The following is a 17,245-nucleotide window of genomic DNA, read 5'->3' as shown; positions in this document are numbered from 1 at the left end:
TCATAACAGCGGTTTTAGCGTCGGCCAGACATTTTCCAGCAACTTGCCCTGAGCCCCGGCCGCCGGGTGCAGACCATCGGCCTGCATCAAGTCCGGATGACCGCCGACGCCGTCGAGGAAAAACGGTACCAGCGGGATTTTTTTATCGTCGGCGAGTTTGCCGTAGACCTCGGCGAAGGCATCGGTGTAACGCTTGCCGTAGTTGGGTGGCAGTTGCATGCCGAGCAACAGCACCTTGGCCCCGCTCTGACGCGAGCTGTCGATCATCGAGGCAAGATTTTGTTGCAATTGAGTTGGCGGCATTCCGCGCAAGCCATCGTTGCCGCCGAGTTCAAGGATCACCAGCTCAGGCTTATGCTCTGCAAGCAGCGCGGGCAGCCGCGCCTGGCCTCCGGCACTGGTGTCGCCGCTGATGGAGGCATTGACCACTTTGTCGTCGAAACCCTCCTGTTTGAGCCGTTGTTCGAGCAACGACACCCACCCCAAGCGGGTATCCAGTCCGAAACCGGCGCTGATACTATCGCCAACGATCAGGACAGTACCCGCCGCTGCGTTCTGGGCCATGCACATCAAGGCCAGGCCAGCACTCAAAAACCACACACGCATCGGATTCTCCATGGGCGCAAGCATTCTCACCGCGAAGAACCTCAGCAAAGTGGTTCCCAGCGCGGAAGGTGAACTGACTATCCTGCACGAACTCAGCCTGGAACTGAACAAGGGCGATAGCCTGGCCATCGTCGGCGCATCCGGTTCGGGCAAATCCACCCTCCTCGGCCTGCTCGCCGGTCTCGACCTGCCGAGCAGCGGCGAAGTCATTCTCGCCGGCCAGGGCCTGAGCAATCTTGATGAAGACCAGCGCGCACGCATTCGTGCCGAGCATGTCGGTTTCGTCTTCCAGTCCTTTCAGTTGCTCGACAGTCTCAACGCACTGGAAAACGTCATGCTGCCGCTGGAACTTGATGGCCGCAAAGATGCCCGTGAACGTGCGACTGAATTGCTCCAGCGCGTCGGCCTCGGCCAGCGTCTGACTCACTCGCCACGTCAACTCTCCGGTGGTGAGCAGCAGCGCGTGGCAATCGCCCGTGCCTTTGCTGCCGAGCCCGACGTGCTGTTCGCCGACGAACCCACCGGCAATCTCGACAGCCACACCGGCGAGCGCATCAGCGATCTGCTTTTCGAATTGAACAAGGAACGCGGCACCACCCTGGTGCTGGTGACCCACGACGAACGCCTGGCCCATCGCTGCCGGCGCCTGATCCGTCTTGAAGCCGGGCTGTTGGTCGCCCCTCTGGAGCCTTGATGGCACGTTTGCCGCTGTTGCGTCTGTTCAGTCTCGCCATACGCCAACTCATGCGCGATGCCCGCGCCGGTGAATTGCGCGTGTTGTTCTTTGCGCTGGTCGTGGCGGTGGCGGCGAGTACCGCCATCGGTTATTTCGGCGCCCGCCTGAACGGCGCCATGATGCTGCGCGCGACCGAATTTCTCGGCGCCGATCTGGTTCTCGAAGGCAGCTCTCCGGCCCGTGAAGAACAGATTCGCAGCGGCACAGAACTTCGCCTGAATCATGCGCAGGTGGTGGAGTTTTCCAGCGTCATCGCCACTGACAGCGGCATTCAGCTGTCGAGCATCAAAGCCGTCGACCGCGCCTATCCGTTGCGCGGCGAACTGAAGAGCGCGCCAGCGCCTTTCGCCACCGAAGAAACCGGCGGTGAACCGCAACCCGGCGAAGCCTGGGTCGAGGCACGCCTGCTGACCGCACTGGATCTGAAGATCGGCGACAGCATCGATGTCGGCATGAAGACGTTGAAACTGTCCCGCGTGCTGACGTATGAACCGGATCGCGCCGGCAACTTCTATAGCCTCACGCCCCGAGTGATGATCAACATTGATGACCTCGCTGCTACCGGCGTGGTGCAACCCGGCAGCCGCGTGAGTTACCGCGAACTGTGGCGCGGTGAACCGCAGGCGCTGGAAACCTATCGGCAACTGATCAAGCCTGGGCTCGCCGCGAATCAGCGGATTCAGGATGCCCGCGATGGCAACCGGCAGATTGGCGGCGCACTCGGTAAGGCCGAGCGTTATCTGAACATGGCCAGTCTGGTCGCCGTGCTGTTGGCCGGGGTCGCGGTGGCGTTGTCGGCCAACCGTTTTGCCAGTCGCCGCTTTGATGCCAGCGCCTTGCTACGCTGCCTCGGCCTATCGCGCCGGGAAACCATGGTGCTGTTCAGTTTGCAGTTGACCGTGCTCGGCTTGTTCGCCGCGCTCAGCGGGGCGTTGCTCGGCTGGCTGGCACAACTGGGCTTGTTCGCACTGCTGCATGATTTGTTGCCAAGCGACGTGCCACCGGGCGGTCTGTTTCCAGCGATCGCCGGGATCGGCACCGGGCTGGTGGCCTTGGCCGGTTTCGCCTTGCCGCCGCTGGCCGCATTGGGTCGCGTGCCGCCGCTGCGTGTGCTGCGCCGGGACATGTTGCCGATTCCGTCGAGTACGTGGATGGTTTACGGCGCAGCCTTGGGTGCGCTCGGCCTGATCATGTGGCGCCTGAGCCTCGATCTGCTGCTGACATTCGCCTTGCTCGGTGGTGGTGGTGTAGTTGCCGCGTTGGTGTTGGGCGGTCTGCTGTTGTTACTGCTGCAAAGCCTGCGGCGGATGCTCGCCCGTGCTTCGCTGCCGTGGCGGTTGGGTCTGGGCCAGTTGCTGCGCCATCCCTTGGCAGCGGCTGGTCAGTCGCTGGCATTCGGCCTGATTCTGCTGTCGATGGCCTTGATCGCCCTGCTGCGTGGCGAACTGCTCGACACCTGGCAAAACCAGCTACCGAAAAACGCTCCCAACTATTTTGCCCTGAACATTCTGCCGGCAGACAAACAGGCCTTCACCGATCACCTGATCAAGGTCTCCGCGCAAGCGGCGCCACTGTATCCGGTGGTACCGGGACGGCTGATCAGCATCAACGGCGACGCCGTGCAGCAAATTGTCAGCAAGGATTCGGCGGGCGACCGCGCCATTCAAAGAGATTTGAGTCTGACCTGGGCCGCTGATTTACCGGCGGGCAACAAGCTCACTGCGGGTGAATGGTGGAAGGATCAGCCAACCGACGGCGTTCCCGGCGTATCGGTGGAAGGCAAAGTCGCCGAAAGCCTCAAGCTCAAACTCGGCGATCACATGGTGTTCAGTGTCGGCGGGGTCAATCGCGAGGCGAAGGTCACCAGCCTGCGCGAGATCAACTGGGACAATTTTCAGCCAAACTTCTTCATGATCTTCCAGCCCGGCACGTTGAAGGATCTGCCGGCGACTTATCTGACCAGCTTCTATCTGGCGCCAGGTCATGACCAGCAGATCGTCGAACTGTCACGCACGTTCCCGGCGGTGACCATTCTTCAGGTCGAAGCGCTGCTCGAGCAGTTGCGCAGCATCCTCGCCCAAGTCACCCTGGCGGTCGAATATGTGCTGTTGTTTGTTTTGGCTGCGGGCATGGCCGTACTGTTTTCCGGCTTGCAGTCGACGCTCGATGAACGTATTCGCCAAGGTGCGCTGTTGCGGGCCTTGGGTGCGGAGCGGCAGTTGCTGATCAAGGCGCGGCGCATCGAGTTCGGCTTGCTCGGTGCGGTCAGCGGCTTGCTCGCGGCGATCGGCTCGGAAGTGGTGAGTCTGGTGTTGTATCGCTACGCGTTCGATCTGCCGTGGCATCCGCATCCGTGGTTGTTGGTGCTGCCGTTGATTGGCGCGGCGCTGATTGGTGGTGCCGGCGTATTCGGTACGCGTCGGGCGCTCAACGCAAGTCCACTGACAGTGTTGCGTGAGGGTTGATAGACTCAGGCGGTCTTAATCACAAGAAGTTGCCATGAGCCGTTATCGCCCTCCACGCCCCGCCGGCACCGCGCTGATCACCCCCGAAGGTGAAGCGCGGATGCGCGCCGAATTCCATGAGCTGTGGCATGTGCGCCGCCCGCAAGTCACGCAATCGGTGAGCGAAGCGGCGGCTCAGGGTGATCGTTCGGAGAACGCCGAGTACACCTACGGCAAGAAGATGCTGCGCGAGATCGACAGTCGCGTGCGCTTTCTCACTAAACGTCTGGAAGCGTTGAAAGTCGTCAGTGAAAAACCCAGTGATCCGAACAAAGTCTATTTCGGCGCGTGGGTGACCATCGAAGACGAAGACGGCAAGCAATCGCGCTACCGTATCGTCGGTCCGGATGAACTGGATCTGAAACTGGGTCTGATCAGCATCGACTCGCCACTGGCCCGCGCCTTGATCGGCAAGGCGCTGGATGCAGAAGTCAGGGTGCAGACGCCAACCGGTGAGCAGTTCGTTTACATCGTCGCTATCGACTATCCGTAAAGCGTATCAGCGACGAGTGATCAAACCCTGCCGCGCAACGCGGACCAGTTGTTTGATCATCTCTGGCGCATCTTCGACAGTCGGGGCCTGAATCACCGCGAGATCAAAACTGTCAGTGGCGAAACGCGCCAGCGACTCGCCGTCTTCAACGAACTGGATCAGGAACGCGGCAGGACCGCCGCTGCGACGTGGCCAGCCATCGAGATAACGCAACAGCGTCGGCTGATGTTTGCCGCCAAGGAGAATTTTCGGGTTGCGCTGGGTGATATGTGCCGTGATCGGCGCGGGACGTGCTGGAGGGCGTAGTGCATTCATCGTGTCGTGTCTCTGCCTCAAAAGTCTGCATGGCAGGTGAGAGGCAACACCGAACCAGCGCTTTAGCGGTATTTCGAAGCCCTGTTCCGGCTTCTGACGGCAACTGTTGAAGTCACCTGGCGCCCCGCAAGTAGCTGTTTAAATCGGCGCATGGGCAACATCCTAGAGAACGTGACCGATCAGTGTCAAGAATCAGCCGCAACAAAAAAGGCCCGCACAATGCGGGCCTATTCCTTGAGCCAGAGCGCTCAACCGGCGATGGCGCGATCCACCGAGAGCTTGCCCGCGCCTTCGATCAGCACGGCGAGGCTGCCACCGAGCAGGGCCAGGGCGAACTCGTAACCGTTGTTGGCCATGAACAAACCGTTGCTGATGTGTACGGTGAAGATCGCCACCAGCGACAGGAAGGTCAGACCCAATGCTGCCGGACGTACCAGCAGGCCGATGATCAACGCCAGGCCAGCGAAGAACTCAGTACCGCCCGCCAGCGTCGCCATCAGGTAACCCGGGTGCAGACCGATGCTGTCCATGTACTGCGCCGTCCCCGCCAGACCATAACCACCGAACAGACCGAAAAGCTTTTGCGAACCGTGCGCCGCGAAGATCACGCCGACAGCGATGCGCAGGATGGTCAGACCGTAGCCAGCGCGGGTGAACAGTACTTTGTTGATCAGAGAGCTCATGGGGCATTCCTTGTTTTGCGAGAAGTTGTGTGTGTGTTGGTTGGCCGCTATATTAATCAGTAAATTTCATGTTAAAAGCGCAAATATTCCGCCATAACAATCGACTTATTAGATCATTTCCGTGAGACGACTTTTTGCGCCCCGGGCTCCAACGACTCCCGCTCCCGGTCGAACGCCAAGTAATACTTGTTCACGCTATTAACATAGCTGACCGGCCCCATTCCTACCTGCTCCATGGCGATGCGCTCGACCTGGAAGAACCACTGATTTGGGTTTAACCCGCGCCGCCGGGCCTCAGCGCGCATGCCCTGCACGCGCTCGGGGCCTATGTTGTAGGCCGCCAGCGTAAACGCCATGCGCTCGCGCTCATTGAGTTTGGGGCTGTTGAAGAACTTGCGGCGGATCATCGCCAGATATTTGGCCCCGGCCTGCACATTCGCATCAAGATTCTGAATGTTGCTCACGCCGACTCGCTGAGCGGCGGAAGGCGTGATCTGCATCAGCCCGGTCGGGCCACTGCCGCTGCGGGCATTGGGTTGCAGGCGTGATTCCTTGAACGCCAGTGCGGCCAGATTGAGCCAGTCCATGTTCTGCGCCTGGGCGTGCTTTTGCAGGGTCGGGCGCAGTTTTTCCAGGCGCTGGCGGTCAGCCTTGGCCAATGGATAGTGGACTTGATAGAGACGGCGATAGATGCGCAGAAACGCGGCATCTTCGTTGGACGGTTTCTTGTAACCACCGAGGAAGCGATCAATGCTCGCACGCAACATCGCAGCATCGCGGCGTACAAACCAGTATTCCTCGCCCGGCTCGCTGATCATCAGTTGCCGGTCAAAACGCAGTTTCGGCAGGATCTTGCCCCAGCGTTCGGCAATCGGCTGCTCAACGATGGTCAGGTGAAAAATCCCGCCCTGAACCATTTCCAGCACATCTTCGACCGCCAGCGTCGGATCAACCCATTCGATCTTGATCGGCGCCAGTTTGTGCAACGCCAGTTTCTGATTGAGCTGACTGACCGCCTCCCCCGCCGCACTGCCGGTCGGCAACGCCAGGGTTTTGCCGGAAAGCTGCTCGACTTTGGTGTAGCGCCGCTCACCTTTGATCCCGACCAGCACCAGCGGTATGTTGCTGGCGATCGGTTCGCTGCTGGCCACGGCATAACCAGGTTGCAGATCGAGCAATTCACCCGGTGCGACCAGATCACCTTCGCCACGCTGCAAGGCGCCGAGCAATTGGTCCTTGGCTTTGGGAATGATCTTGAGGGTGATTTCCTGGCCATCACGGGCGTGGCCATTGAGGTATTGCTCGAACGCGCGCAGGCGATGGTATTCGACGCCGATGGCCTGACCCTGCACTTCGCCGGAGCTGTTGCGACTCTGGTTGACCAGCACCCGCAACACACGGCTGCTGCGAATCTCGGACAAGTCCCGCACCTTGGCCGCCGGCACGGCTTGCAGTGGCCCGGGCAGGCGCGCGACCGCCGTCATCGGCAGCAGCAACGATCCACACAACAGCAGCAAAACCGAGGGACGAACCATCCACTCTCCGGAAAGAATACGGGGCAATTTCATCCCTGAAAGATCGAAATCACCGACGAAAACAGAGCGCTTGGAGCGCTGGCAAAGTGCGAGAGACTGGCACAGTAATGGCACTCCTGCCAAACCGGGCTGCGTCGCGGCATCAAAAGACAGCTATAACTCGTTGTAGTTCTTGGCTTTTCTTATGAATCTACAGCTCTGGTATGCTTTCCGGCCTTCGGCCCGAGGTAGCAACCATGCAACTCATCGATATCGGCGTCAACCTGACCAACCCCAGTTTCGCCGACAAACATCAGGCCGTGCTTGATCGCGCCTATGCCGCCGGGGTTTGCCAGCTGGTGCTGACCGGCACCAGCGTCGAGGGCAGCGAACAGGCTCTGGAGCTGTGCCAGCAACTGGATGAGAGCGGTCAACGGCTGTTCGCCACCGCCGGTATTCATCCGCATTCGGCCAGTGACTGGAACGCGGACAGTGCCCGTCGTTTGCGTAGCCTGTTGCACGAAAAAAACGTAGTCGCCGTGGGTGAATGCGGGCTGGATTTCAACCGTGATTTCTCGCCGCGCCCACAGCAGGAAAAAGTCCTCGAAGAACACCTGGCGCTGGCCGTTGAACTGCAACTGCCGGTGTTCCTGCACGAGCGCGATGCCAGCCAGCGTTTGCTGGAAATCCTCAAAGGCTTCCGCGATCAACTGCCTGCCGCTGTGGTGCATTGCTTCACCGGCGAGCAAAAGGCGTTGTTCAGCTATCTCGACCTGGATCTGCACATCGGCATCACTGGCTGGATCTGCGACGAACGCCGTGGCACGCATTTGCATCCGCTGGTGAAAGAGATCCAACGCGGGCGCTTGATGCTGGAAAGCGACGCGCCCTATTTGCTACCGCGCACATTGCGACCGAAACCGAAGAACGGGCGCAATGAACCGGCGTATCTGACTGAAGTCCTGCGTGAAGTGGCCTTGCATCGTGGCGAAACCGAGGAGGATCTGGCGGCACACACCACCGCGTGTGCCCGCGCGTTCTACAACCTCCCCGCCCTCTCCTGACACACTAGAATCCAATGTAGGAGTGAGCCTGCTCGCGATTGCGGTAGATCAGTTGAAATCGTTGTCGACTGGCACGCCGCCATCGCGAGCAGGCTCACTCCTACAAGGGCGGACCGCATCGTCTGTTGACTCACATCAAAATGTCTATATCTGCATAGCGGCACAATGCTGGCACCTTGCCAAAACTGTTTCCGCTATCAGAGAAGACCTCCATGGGTGCCTGGCTTAGCAATATCTCGCTGAAATACAAATTCTGGGCGGTCAATGCGGTCGCCTTCGTCACCACCCTGCTGTTGGTGTTGTACGCCGTGCAACTCGAACAGCAGGCGCGCAGTCACGCCTCACAGGCCTCGGCGCAGGCCCAGGCGCAATTGCTCAAGGCCTGGCCGGCCGGGCAGGCATTGCCGAAAACCGATCAGGTGTTGACCTTCAAGCGCGGCGAAGCACCGCGCCTGAATGATCAACCCTTGCTGGAAATCACTGAAAGCAACGGCTGGAACGAAATCAATCATCTGCCGCTGTTCGGCGAAAACCCGTTGATGGGCGCTGAGGTGTTCAGCCGTGCCGATGGCCAGCAGGTCGCGGTGCTTGCCTATGGCCCGAGTCTCAGTCAGGTGTTCAGCGAGCGTTTCGCCAACTATGCCGTGGCGGTGTTCATCCTGATGTTCGCCATGCTCTGTGCCTCGCAATTGCTGATCCGCTTCCTGCTCAGCCAGCTCAACACCTTGAAAGATGTGATGCTGCACGTTGAGAAAAGCGGCGATCTCTCGGCTCGTGTGCCATTGGCGGGCAAAGACGAAGTCGGGCAAATGGCCAACGCGTTCAACGCGATGCAGGCCGGTTACCAGCGCGTTGTGACGACCGTCGCCAACACCGCACGGCAACTGGATGTCGGCGCGGCGCGACTGGCATCGAGCATGAACGAAGTGCGCCACGGCATGCTTGGTCAGCAGAGCGAAACTGATCAGGCCGCCACCGCGATCAACGAAATGACTGCCACGGTTTATCACATCGCCCAACACGCCGGCGCCACTCGCGACTTGTCGCAGACCGCCGATGGCCTCGCTGGCAGCGGTCAGCAAGTGGTCGCGCGGGTGCAACAGTCGATTGCCGGGCTGTCCAGCGGCGTGCAGCAGACCGCCGAGATGATTCAACGGCTTGCCGAGGACAGTCAGAAGATCAACGGCGTGGTCAGCGTGATTCACAGCATTGCCGAGCAAACCAACCTGTTGGCACTGAACGCCGCCATCGAGGCCGCCCGCGCCGGTGAAATGGGCCGCGGCTTTGCGGTGGTCGCCGATGAGGTGCGCAATCTGGCCAAACGCGTGCAGACCTCGACCGACGAGATCACCACGATGGTCTCGGCCTTGCAGGCTGGGACCCGCGATGCGGTGGATTTCATGCAGGAAAGTTCGTACAAGGCCGACGACTGCGTGCAGCAAGCGCAAGAGGCCGGCGCGGCGCTGGCGGAAATCACCGGGGCGGTGGCGCAGATGCGTGAAAGCAATACGCAGATTGCCGTGGCGGCGGAGCAGCAAAGCCAGGTCGCCGAGGAGATGAACCGGGCGGTGGTGAGTATTCGTGATGTGACCGAGAACACCGTGCAGCAGACGGTGGATTCGGCGACCACGAGTAATGAGTTGGCGACGTTGGCTGGGGAACTCAACAAGGCTATAGGTCAGCTCAAGCTTTGAGGGACTCATCGCGAGCAGGCTCACTCCTACAGGGGAATGCATTCCAAATGTAGGAGCGAGCCTGCTCGCGAAGGCGTCAGATGGGGCGACATCGAATCCTGCGATGACGCCTATCACTTCAATAGCCAACCTTGATTCGCCACCCTCCCTGCCCGGGCCTATTCTTCAACCATGAGTTCAACATGGATCGAGGAGTAGAAAACATGGGCAAACGTCACCCCAACCTTCCCGCATGGCAATGGCGCGCGTACCCGGGCAATCACCAGCACCCGACCAATCTGGTGCTGCACCTGATCGCCGTGCCGTTGTTCATCGTCGCGTTTCTGCTGATTGTCTCGGGGGTGTTCAGCCTGAGTCTGGCCAGTGTGGCCATCGGCGTGATCGGCATCATCGCGGCGCTGGGTTTGCAGCGCCACGGCCACAGCCTGGAGGCGCAAGCCTCCGAGCCGTTCAGTGATCGTAAAGATGCGGTGTCGCGGTTACTGGTCGAGCAGTTCCTGACCTTTCCGCGTTTCTTTCTCAGTGGCGGCTGGTGGCGCGCCTGGCGTGAGCGCCACCGTCGGCATTGAGTCAGGCGAAGATCGTTACCGTCTGGCGACTCATCGCAATCAGCTCACCTTCTGCGCTCCATAGCTTGGCGGCGACATGGCCGTAGCCGTCGGCGGCGTATTCGATATCGGCCAGATATTGGCACCAGTCCAGCGTGCTCAAGTCCCGTAGTGGCTGCACGAATTCGATGGTCCAGGTCAGCGTGCTGCCCGGCGCAGGCTTCTTCAGATACGGCAACAGCGCCGGCGGCCATGCGTCCACCAGAGCCAACAGATGCGTCTCATTGACCGGCTCTTCTTTGACATCGCCACGCAACCGCACCCAGCCGCCCATCAGCCGCGATTGATTGCCGGTGAACGGCATTCCACCGACACTCCAGCGCATTGCCAGATGACGCATGAATTCCGGGGTCACGCCTTTGATGTAGGGTAACTCCTGGCATTCATCCCAGCGTTTCATTGCTGGCGCCGGATACGCTTCGACGGCAACCTCCGACGGCCGCGAGGCACCAAAGCTGCCTTGGACGATCGTCACCACCTGACCATTCTGCATCGCCCGGCCCATGACCTGACTGACGGCTTTGCCTTCGCGCAGCACCTCCACTTCGAAGCTCACCGGGACTTCAGGCTCAACCGGGCCGACGAAGGTAATTGCCAGCGAACGCACCGGGCGATCCGCCGGGACTTTCGCACGCATGGCTTCGTATTGCAGCGCGGCCACCAGACCACCGAAACTGGCACGGCCCTGACCCCATTCGGCAGGAATCGTCAGTTCCGGTTGGCGGCGGACCGCATCGAGCAGATCGCTAAAGCGCATGGGGCAACCTCAGAAAACGAGAAAGGAATGCAGGGATCTTAACCAGACCTGCAGAGCGCCGCAGCGTCTATTCCGGTCAAATGGGCTGACAGAAAGGCCTTAAACCAATATCAGCCACACTGAAATCTCTTGTAGGAGTGAGCCTGCTCGCGATAGCGGTCTGACAGCCAACACATGTGTTGAATGTCTGACCGCTATCGCGAGCAGGCTCACTCCTACAGGGAATTTGTGGTGATTCAGGATTATTTGAAACAGGCTGAACTGAGTTTTTCCAGCACGCGATCAGCCTTGGTTTCGGCTTTGATCATGGTCGCCTGCCAAATGGCGACGCAGGGCTGCAGATCCGCCTCCAGCTCGGCTTTCGCCAGCCACTGCCAGCAATCGTGCCAGTCGCCCAACGCGCCTTGGGCTGACTTCAACCGCGCCAGCGCCGCTTCGGGCAAACGATCCAGCTCGGGATAGGCTTCGATGCCGTAGCGCACGCGCTTGATTAGCAGGCGCAGGCGATGGCGGTCGTGAGCCGGATCGTGCAACGCCTCATCGAGTTTCTGCCATTGCTTGCCCAAGCGTTTTTCGATGCGTTTGGCCAAGCCCTTGAGCAAGCCCTGACGCTGGGAGGCGCGCAGGAAACGTGGGAAAGCGTCGAGAATCATCAGCAACGAAGCCACCTCGGCGCTCGCCGCCAGCGCCGGATAGGCCTCGGCCATTTGCGCCATGCGGCGTTGAGCAGCTTCCGGCTGATCATGCTGGAGCAGATATGCCGCCAACACCTCGCGATCACGCCACGGCGTGGTCAATTGGCCGACTGCCGAAGCGGCGTCTTCCAGTTGTTCGACACCCGGTAAACCGCGCAATGGCCGCAACAGGCTGCGCAAGCGCCGCACCGTGGTGCGCAGATCATGCAGCGCCTCGGGGTCGGTACGTGCCGTCAATCGCGCCTGACAGGCCAGCAGCCGCACCTCCAGACTCAGGACATGAGCCACCAACCGGTCAACCAACGCAGACATCACTTGCTCCTGATTCAAATGGCTCCGAAGAACATTCTGCCGTCCAGTGAACGCAGCCTCCTTGCTTCACGTCAGCAGCTTAGCGGCCGGCGCGGGATTCGCGAATGTAGAAACGCGCCTTCTCGGCTTTCTTGCTGCAGCCTTCAAACCCCTCGAATTGCTGCTGGGTCTTCGCGGCGGTCAGCAGCGACAACGCTTTGGAGTAGCTGACGGTGCCGGCAAAGCCTTCAGCCTTGGCCAGATCCAGTTCATGCCAAGCCGCGTCGAGCTGGCTGCCGCAGCTGTCGCGGTAAGCGGTTTTACCGGCGCAACCGGCCAATGCCAGAGCCATCAACGGCACACAGATCCAGGCTTTCATCACTCACACCTCAAAATAGGTCAACAGTCGTGCAGGTAAGACGGCTTGGCTGCGAAAAAGTGCCTCGCCGGCGGGTGAAACCGCGCAACTGAGAAGGATATAGCCGAAGGGTCATGCAGTATCGAAAAAACGACGTCACTGGCGCACTCAACGACCTCGGCGATTGAGCCAGCCCGGCGATGGGTGCATTGTGCAACCTTGTCGGGAGGAAGTTTGATGAAAAAGCGTGTCGCACTGGTGCTGGGCTCCGGTGGCGCCCGGGGTTATGCCCATATCGGAGTCATTGAAGAGATCGAACGACGCGGTTACGACATCGCCTGCATTGCCGGGTGTTCGATGGGCGCGGTAGTCGGCGGGATCTACGCCGCCGGCAAACTCGACGTTTACAAGAACTGGATCGAAAGTCTCGACTATCTGGATGTGCTGCGGCTGGTCGACGTGAGTTTCCGCCTCGGCGCAATTCGCGGCGAAAAGGTCTTCGGGCAGATCCGCAAGATCGTCGGCGAAATCAACATCGAAGACTTGCGCATCCCCTACACCGCCGTCGCCGCCGACCTCACCAACCAGCAGGAAATCTGGTTTCAGGAAGGCTGCCTGCATCAGGCGATGCGCGCCTCGGCGGCGATTCCCAGCCTGTTCACCCCGGTGATGCAGGGCAATCGCATGCTGGTCGACGGCGGCATTCTCAACCCGTTGCCGATCGTGCCGGTGGTGTCGAGCCACTGTGATCTGATCATTGCGGTCAATCTCAACTCGACCAATCAGCGTCACTACAAATTGCCGGTGATCCAGCGCCCGGCCGCATTTCGCTCACGCTTTGACAGCCTGCTCAGTTCGCTGGGATCGAAGATGCCGTTCCGCCGTACACAGGCCGAGCAACTGTTGCGGCTCGAACAGGAAGCGCTGCGCGCCGAAGCGGCAGACATCAACCCTTGGCTGGAAGGCGCCGAGCCGGAAAGCCAGCAACCCGCCGCCGCGCCCGAGCGTGAAGGCGCACCGAAATCGGCGACCGGTTCGTTCATCATCGATAACGTCGGGCCGGCGTCGTTGCTGGATTTGATCAACCAGAGTTTCGAGGTGATGCAGACCTCGCTGGCGCAATACAAGATTGCCGGGTATCCGCCGGATATCCTGATCAACGTGCCGAAGCGGGTGTGCCGGTTTTTCGAGTTTTACAAGGCACCGGAGTTGATCGCGTTGGGGCGCGAGATTGCCCGGGATACGCTGGATCGGTATGAGAGTGAGCAGGGTTGATCGACTGAAAAATCTCGATTGAATGCAATGCCCTCATCGCGAGCAGGCTCACTCCTACAAGGGGAATGCATTCCAAATGTAGGAGTGAGCCTGCTCGCGATGAGGCCAGAAAAGACAACACAACTACCTACAGGCTGTTCTCACTCAACAGCCGATACCCAACCCCGGCTTCAGTGACGATAAACCGCGGCCGCGTCGGATCATCCGCCAGCTTCTGGCGCAAATGCCCCACCACAATCCGCAGATAATGACTGTCCTCGGTGTGCGTCGGTCCCCAGATATCCTTGAGCAATTGCTGCTGGGTAATCACTCGCCCCGGATGCCGCGCCAGTTGCGCCAGCACCGCGTATTCCTTGCGCGTCAGCGCCACTTCGACACCGTCGAGCAGCACGCGCCGATAGGCCAGATCAACCGTCAACGGACCAAAGCTCAGCGCCGCCTGCTGCGCCTCCCCCGCCGGCGCCTGACGCAACAAGGCGCGAACCCGCGCGAGAAATTCCTGAATGCCGAACGGCTTGGTCACGTAGTCATTGGCGCCGCCATCCAGCGCCTGGACTTTCTGCCCTTCGCTGGCGCGCACCGACAGCACCAGCACCGGCGTCGTGGCCCATTCGCGAAACTCGCGCAGCACTTGCTGGCCGTCCATGTCCGGCAGGCCTAAATCGAGCACCAGCAAGTCCGGCTTGTTCAGTGCGGCCTGCGCCAACCCCTCGGCACCGGTGCCGGCCTCAAGCACTTTGTAGCCCTGGGAAGCGAGGCTGATGCGCAGGAATTTGCGGATCTGCGGTTCGTCGTCGATGACCAAAATGGTCGCGGTCTGGCTCATGAATTCACATCAACACAAAAGAGTGGCAAGAGAGTAGCGCAGTCGCAATCAGGCTTCATCGTCCATTCCCGGCTGTGTCTGCAACGGCAAGTGCAAGGTGATGCAAGTGCCGCGTCCATCGATGCCGTTGGCGACGCTGATCCGCCCGCCGTGCGCACCGACCATGCCCTGACAGATCGCCAGCCCGAGGCCGGTGCCCTGCCCCCCGCGATCTCCCCGGGCAGCGGTGTAGAACATGTCGAAAATCTTCGCCCGTTCCTCTTCGGGAATCCCCGGTCCTTCGTCACTGACCGAGAAGAAAATCTCTTGGTCATTCGCGCCTGCGTTCAGTTGCAGTCGACCGTGAGCTGGCGAAAAGCGCGCCGCGTTTTCCATCACATTGACCAATGCCTGTTCGATCAACGCGGCATGGACGAACAACAACGGCAACTCGCCCGGCACATCGGTGCTGACTTGCAGCGGCGCCAGCACTGCACGCAATCGGTTGAGCGAGCTGCCAACGATGTCGGCCGGCGACACCCAGTCCCGCGCCAGCTTCAACGCACCATGGCCGAGGCGGGTCATGTCGAGCAGATTCTGAATGTAGCGATCGAGGCGTTCGGCTTCGTCGCGAGTGCCTTCGAGCAGTTCACGACGATCCTCCAGCGGGATCGCTTCGCCGAGGGCCAACAGGCTGTCGATGCTGCCGCGCATGGCGGTCAGCGGCGTGCGCAAGTCGTGGGATACCGACGCCAGCAAGGCACTGCGCAGTTGTTCGGTTTCACCGTGCAGGCGCGCAGCTTCCAGATCATCGGCCAACTGTGCGCGCGCCAGCGCTTGCGCCAACGGCTGACTCAACGCGGTGAGCAAACGACGGCGCTGGCCACTCAAAGTCTGGCCCTCTTTCGCACAGACACCGAGCAGCGCCAACGGCCCATCCTCGACCGACAGCGGCCACCACCACCAACGCCCGAACGGCAACGTGCCGGTGCCCATGCCTGCGGGTTGATCGTGTTGCCAGGCCCAATCGGCGGCGGCGCGTTCGGCTTCGGTGAATTGCAGCGGGCCGCCGGTTTCGACTTTCCAGCCGCCCTGGCCGTCGCGGTTGAGCAGGCACAGTTGCAGATCGCTCCAGCCATTGAGGTGTTGCGCGGCGGCGCTGATTACCGCTTGGCGGTCGGTCGCGGCGGTTAGTTTGCGCGACAGGTCGAGCAGTTCGGTGGTCTCTTCCTGGGTGTCGCGCAGGGCCTGCAATTGCCGACGCTGACGCGCCGCAAGGTTACCCGTGAGCGCTGCCATCAGCAGGAAAAACAGCAAGGTCAGTACGTCTTCTTCGCGCTGAATGCTGAAAGAAAAATTCGGCGGGATGAACAAAAAGTCATAGGTCAGAAACGACAACGCGGCACAGGCCAGCGCCGGACCGAGACTGCTACGCACCGCGACCAGCAACACCGCCGCGAGGAACACCAACGAGATGTTCGGCAGTGGCAACACACTCGACACCGCCCACGCCAGAGCACTGGCCAACACAGTGGCGACCAGCGCCAGCGCATAGTCGAACCACACCAAGGTCAGAGCATTGCGCGGGCGCGGTTGATGCTGTTGCTGATCGCTGTCGAGGACGTTGATTTCCAGCCCATGGGCCTGACGTAACAAACGCGCCGCGAGTCCGCCGCCAAACAAACGACGGCGCAGACGTGGCCGGGACTGGCCGACCAGGACCAGGCTCGCGCGGCGCTCGGCGGCATGCTGGATCAGGGTTTTGGCGACCTCACCGGCGCGCAGTAAAACCACCTCGCCGCCAAGACGCTCGGCCAGTTGCTGAGCGCTTTGCAGGCGCAGACGCGATTGCTCGTCGCGTACGGTGCCGTTGTCGACGTGCACCAGACTCCACGGCAGATGCCGACGCTGGGCGACGCGACTGGCGTGGCGGACCAGGCGTTCGGCCTGCGCATCACCATCGACGCCGACCAGCAATCGCCCGCGCACTGCCGGGGCGGCCTGGCCGAGTTGGCGATAGCCTTGGGCGAGATCATTGTCGACCTGCGCGGCGGCGGTTTGCATCGCCAGTTCGCGCAATGCGGTGAGGTTGGTCTGGGTGAAAAACGCATCGATCGCCGCGCGCGCCTGCTCCGGCACATAGACCTTGCCTTCGCGCAGACGCTCGAGCAATTCACGCGGCGGCAGGTCGATCAGCAGCAGTTCGTAGGCTTCTTGCAGCACCCAGTCCGGCAGGGTTTCGCGCACTTGCACACCGGTGATGCCGCGCACCTGATCGTTGAGACTTTCCAGGTGCTGGACGTTGACCGTGGTGAACACGTCGATGCCGGCGGCGAGCAGTTCCTGAATGTCTTGCCAGCGCTTGGCGTGGCGGCTGCCGGGCGCGTTGCTGTGGGCCAGTTCATCGACCAGCACAAGCTTGGGCCTGGCGGCGAGAATGCCGTCGAGGTCCATTTCTTCGAGCATCACGCCACGGTATTCCGAGCGCACCAGCGGCTGCTGCGGCAAGCCGCCGAGCAGCGCTTCGGTTTCAGCGCGGCCGTGGGTTTCGACGACGCCGGCGAGGACTTTCACTCCTTGGCGCAACTGGGTGTGGGCGGCCTGAAGCATGGCGTAGGTCTTGCCGACACCGGGGGCGGCGCCGAGGAATACTTTCAACCGGCCACGGCCGTCACGGGGCAAGTCTGCTAACAGTGCGTCGGCGCGGCCGGAGTCGCTCATGCTTGATGCTCTCTCTTGCTGATAGTTATGCAGTGTTCTTTCGGCCCTCTTCGCGAGCAGGCTCGCTCCCACATTTTGAACGCGTATCCCTGTGGGAGCGAGCCTGCTCGCGAATGGCCGCGCCAC

At 60.9% G+C, this 17,245-nt stretch carries 16 protein-coding genes; 7 read left to right on the top strand and 9 right to left on the bottom strand.

Annotated elements, in window-relative coordinates; translation table 11 throughout:
* The gene (locus tag KBP52_RS27155; protein WP_016985507.1) at positions 1-606 is read right to left on the bottom strand and encodes an arylesterase; all 606 of its coding nucleotides are present in this window, start codon (positions 604-606) and stop codon (positions 1-3) included.
* A 10-nt stretch (positions 607-616) separates the two neighbouring features.
* Here KBP52_RS27155 and KBP52_RS27150 point away from each other — a divergent pair, with 10 nt between their 5' ends.
* The 3 genes from KBP52_RS27150 to greB are packed head-to-tail and all read left to right on the top strand — an operon-like array spanning position 617 to position 4,339.
* A complete protein-coding gene (locus KBP52_RS27150; RefSeq protein ID WP_007908572.1) occupies positions 617-1,300 on the top strand; it encodes an ABC transporter ATP-binding protein in 684 nt (227 codons plus the stop codon).
* Positions 1,300-3,807 (top strand): ABC transporter permease, encoded by a 2,508-nt coding sequence (locus KBP52_RS27145; RefSeq protein ID WP_212621358.1) that lies wholly within the window; start codon positions 1,300-1,302, stop codon positions 3,805-3,807. Before KBP52_RS27150 ends, KBP52_RS27145 begins: the two co-directional genes overlap by 1 nt.
* Positions 3,808-3,841: 34 nt before the next feature.
* Complete coding sequence (gene greB, locus KBP52_RS27140; RefSeq protein WP_016985509.1) at positions 3,842-4,339, top strand: transcription elongation factor GreB; 498 nt, start codon at positions 3,842-3,844, stop codon at positions 4,337-4,339.
* A gap of 6 nt (positions 4,340-4,345) precedes the next feature.
* On the opposite strand, the gene KBP52_RS27135 is transcribed toward greB, so the two are convergent.
* From KBP52_RS27135 to KBP52_RS27125, 3 genes are all read right to left on the bottom strand, one after another.
* The gene (locus KBP52_RS27135; RefSeq protein WP_116030521.1) at positions 4,346-4,654 is read right to left on the bottom strand and encodes a class I SAM-dependent methyltransferase; all 309 of its coding nucleotides are present in this window, start codon (positions 4,652-4,654) and stop codon (positions 4,346-4,348) included.
* A 248-nt stretch (positions 4,655-4,902) separates the two neighbouring features.
* Positions 4,903-5,337, bottom strand: a complete 435-nt coding sequence (locus KBP52_RS27130) for a DoxX family protein (RefSeq protein WP_007908568.1) — start codon at positions 5,335-5,337, stop codon at positions 4,903-4,905.
* Positions 5,338-5,450: 113 nt separating this feature from the next.
* Positions 5,451-6,872 carry a transglycosylase SLT domain-containing protein gene (locus tag KBP52_RS27125; protein ID WP_212621357.1) on the bottom strand — a complete coding sequence of 474 codons (1,422 nt, stop codon included), beginning with the start codon at positions 6,870-6,872 and terminating at the stop codon, positions 5,451-5,453.
* Positions 6,873-7,108: 236 nt separating this feature from the next.
* Between KBP52_RS27125 and KBP52_RS27120 the strand changes: the two genes are divergently transcribed.
* The 3 genes from KBP52_RS27120 (at position 7,109) to KBP52_RS27110 (ending at position 10,178) form a co-directional block, all read left to right on the top strand.
* Positions 7,109-7,915, top strand: a complete 807-nt coding sequence (locus KBP52_RS27120) for a TatD family hydrolase (protein ID WP_077573985.1) — start codon at positions 7,109-7,111, stop codon at positions 7,913-7,915.
* A gap of 212 nt (positions 7,916-8,127) precedes the next feature.
* A complete protein-coding gene (locus KBP52_RS27115) occupies positions 8,128-9,609 on the top strand; it encodes a methyl-accepting chemotaxis protein (RefSeq protein ID WP_212621356.1) in 1,482 nt (493 codons plus the stop codon).
* Positions 9,610-9,812: 203 nt separating this feature from the next.
* On the top strand, positions 9,813-10,178 hold the full coding sequence (locus KBP52_RS27110) for a terminase (RefSeq protein ID WP_034155260.1): 366 nt from the start codon (positions 9,813-9,815) through the stop codon (positions 10,176-10,178).
* Position 10,179: 1 nt separating this feature from the next.
* On the opposite strand, the gene KBP52_RS27105 is transcribed toward KBP52_RS27110, so the two are convergent.
* From KBP52_RS27105 to KBP52_RS27095, 3 genes are all read right to left on the bottom strand, one after another.
* A complete protein-coding gene (locus KBP52_RS27105; RefSeq protein WP_212621355.1) occupies positions 10,180-10,974 on the bottom strand; it encodes a thioesterase family protein in 795 nt (264 codons plus the stop codon).
* 242 nt (positions 10,975-11,216) lie between these two features.
* Positions 11,217-11,981: a CHAD domain-containing protein gene (locus KBP52_RS27100; RefSeq protein ID WP_212621354.1), complete on the bottom strand. Its 765-nt coding sequence runs from the start codon at positions 11,979-11,981 to the stop codon at positions 11,217-11,219.
* Positions 11,982-12,060: 79 nt separating this feature from the next.
* Positions 12,061-12,339 carry a hypothetical protein gene (locus KBP52_RS27095; protein ID WP_007908543.1) on the bottom strand — a complete coding sequence of 93 codons (279 nt, stop codon included), beginning with the start codon at positions 12,337-12,339 and terminating at the stop codon, positions 12,061-12,063.
* Between the two features lie 216 nt (positions 12,340-12,555).
* Between KBP52_RS27095 and KBP52_RS27090 the strand changes: the two genes are divergently transcribed.
* Positions 12,556-13,593: a patatin-like phospholipase family protein gene (locus KBP52_RS27090; RefSeq protein ID WP_212621353.1), complete on the top strand. Its 1,038-nt coding sequence runs from the start codon at positions 12,556-12,558 to the stop codon at positions 13,591-13,593.
* A 127-nt stretch (positions 13,594-13,720) separates the two neighbouring features.
* Here the strand turns inward: KBP52_RS27090 and KBP52_RS27085 are convergent, their stop codons facing one another.
* The gene (locus KBP52_RS27085; protein WP_212621352.1) at positions 13,721-14,419 is read right to left on the bottom strand and encodes a response regulator; all 699 of its coding nucleotides are present in this window, start codon (positions 14,417-14,419) and stop codon (positions 13,721-13,723) included.
* A 48-nt stretch (positions 14,420-14,467) separates the two neighbouring features.
* Positions 14,468-17,119: a sensor histidine kinase KdpD gene (locus tag KBP52_RS27080; RefSeq protein WP_212621351.1), complete on the bottom strand. Its 2,652-nt coding sequence runs from the start codon at positions 17,117-17,119 to the stop codon at positions 14,468-14,470.
* Positions 17,120-17,245 lie beyond the last annotated feature (126 nt).

This window comes from Pseudomonas sp. SCA2728.1_7, from assembly GCF_018138145.1.
Classification (GTDB): domain Bacteria; phylum Pseudomonadota; class Gammaproteobacteria; order Pseudomonadales; family Pseudomonadaceae; genus Aquipseudomonas; species Aquipseudomonas koreensis_A.
This window is presented reverse-complemented; position numbering and strand designations above follow the sequence as displayed.